Here is a 2011-nt window from a genome sequence, read left to right as displayed (position 1 = left end):
AAATAAAAGGGGGTAATTCTTATGAGAAGAGTACTGATTTCTGGTGGCACAGGCCTTGTTGGAAATAAAATTATAGATAACTTTAGCGATGCTGAATTTTACGTCTTAACACGTTCTGATAGAGATAATACAGATAATGTCACGTATGTTAACTGGTCTGAAGACGATTATTTAAAAGAAGTGCCTGAAGTTGATGTTGTCATTAACTTAGCGGGCGCAAGTATTAGTCAGGTTTGGACAGAGGAAAACAAAGAAAAAATCGTCCAGTCAAGAGTTAACTCTACTCGTGCATTAAAACGAATTATAGATAACCAAGTAACAAAGCCATTTTTAATCTCAGCAAGTGCAGTTGGATATTATCCAACGTCTAAAACAAATCGATATACTGAATATGACAAATATGAACCGTTTGATTTTTTATCTAAAACAGTACATGTATGGGAAAATGAAGCAAAGAAAATTGAAGATACAGGTGTAAAGGCTGCGTACACGCGATTTGGTATTATTTTTTCAAAAGAAGGTGGCGCATTGCCTTTAATTGCTTTACCTTACAAATTATTTGTCGGTGGTAATATTGGTGATGGTCATCAGCCATATGCATTTGTGCACATTGAAGATCTCGTCCGTGCTTTAGAATTTATAGCAGATAAAGAATTGACAGGTGTGTTTAATATTACTGCACCCTATCCAGCGACCCAAGAAATTGTGGGTAAAAGTATCGCGAAGACGATTAAACGTCCACACTTAATACCAGCACCAAAGCTGTTATTTGAAATGATACTTGGAGAACAATCGAAACTTATTACTGAAGGTCAACGTGCGTTACCAAAACGTTTAATTGAAGAAGGCTTTAAATTTAAATTTGAGACGGTTGAAGAAGCAATCCGTGATCTATATGGCAAGTAGATTTGAGTTAGAAAAACTATGGCGCGAGGAGAAGTACAAAGTGATGTACTTCAGCCAGCGCCATTATAATTTAATAAGAGAGTTGTTAAAAGGCGATCCAAGTATGGAAGAACTTGAAAGTCATATTCAAGAAGCTTATTCACTAATGCCGACAAAGGGTTCGGAGACAAACGCTTATGAACATATGTGGGGTTACTTTAAAAAGCGCGCAACTACTGAAGAGAAGAAAAAGTTTTTTGCATTACTTGAACATGCTGAAGATGACCGAGTAATAAAAATATATCTATATGACCTTGCGAAAAAGTATAAAGTTAACTATTTAACCGATAGTACGATATTAAATGGCAAGTAATCGAACAGGAGAAAAAGTATGTTTCTAGCATGGAATGAAATTAAAAGAAATAAGCTAAAATTTAGTTTAATAATAGGCGTACTCGTTTTAATTAGTTATTTACTATTTTTGCTTTCAGGGCTCGCAAAAGGACTGATCAACATGAATACTGAAGGAATAGATGACTGGCAGGCGGACGCTATCGTATTAAATAAAAACGCGAATGAGACGATTCAACAATCAAAATTTAATGTCTCACTTGTTGATGATAAGTTTAAAAAAAGTGCACAACTCAAACAAACAGGTGTCATTGTATCGAATAACAAGAAAGAAGAAAATGCTATTTTCTTTGGTACAGAAGAGGCCTCATTTTTAGTACCGAAGATAATTGAGGGGGAAACCCCACAGCATGAAAACGAAGTATTAATCGATAAATCTTTAAAAGAAAAAGGATTTAAAGTTGGAGATAATCTAGAACTTACACAAGTTGATGAGGTATTAAAAGTCGTTGGAGTAACTGAAAGTGCAAAATTTAATGCATCCCCTGTAATTTTTGGAGATTTTGAAACGTTTTTAAAAATTAACCCAATGTTAAGTGAAGATGAAACAAATGCAGTTGTCGTTAAAGATAAAGATTTTAATGATGTGAAATTAGATAATGATTTAGAAGTTTTAGCAATTGAAGATTTTATTGAGGGACTTCCAGGCTATAAAGAGCAAAATTTAACATTAAACTTTATGATAGGTTTTCTATTTGTCATATCGATGACAGTC

At 34.0% G+C, this 2011-nt stretch carries 3 protein-coding genes; all 3 read left to right on the top strand.

Annotation, left to right across the window (positions count from 1 at the left end; genetic code table 11):
- Positions 1 to 21 precede the first annotated feature (21 nt).
- Positions 22 to 906, top strand: coding sequence for a TIGR01777 family oxidoreductase (locus TJ68_RS08030; RefSeq protein WP_040929632.1), 885 nt, complete (start codon positions 22 to 24; stop codon positions 904 to 906).
- Positions 896 to 1258, top strand: coding sequence for a YbgA family protein (locus TJ68_RS08025; protein WP_040929633.1), 363 nt, complete (start codon positions 896 to 898; stop codon positions 1256 to 1258). Before TJ68_RS08030 ends, TJ68_RS08025 begins: the two co-directional genes overlap by 11 nt.
- 18 nt (positions 1259 to 1276) lie before the next feature.
- Positions 1277 to 2011 (top strand): ABC transporter permease (locus TJ68_RS08020; RefSeq protein ID WP_040929631.1); only part of this gene is annotated, 735 nt, incomplete at its 3' end.

The sequence above is a fragment of the Nosocomiicoccus massiliensis genome (assembly GCF_000438455.1).
Classification (GTDB): domain Bacteria; phylum Bacillota; class Bacilli; order Staphylococcales; family Salinicoccaceae; genus Nosocomiicoccus; species Nosocomiicoccus massiliensis.
Note: the sequence above shows the minus strand (reverse complement) of the source record. Positions and strands in the feature narration are given on the sequence as shown.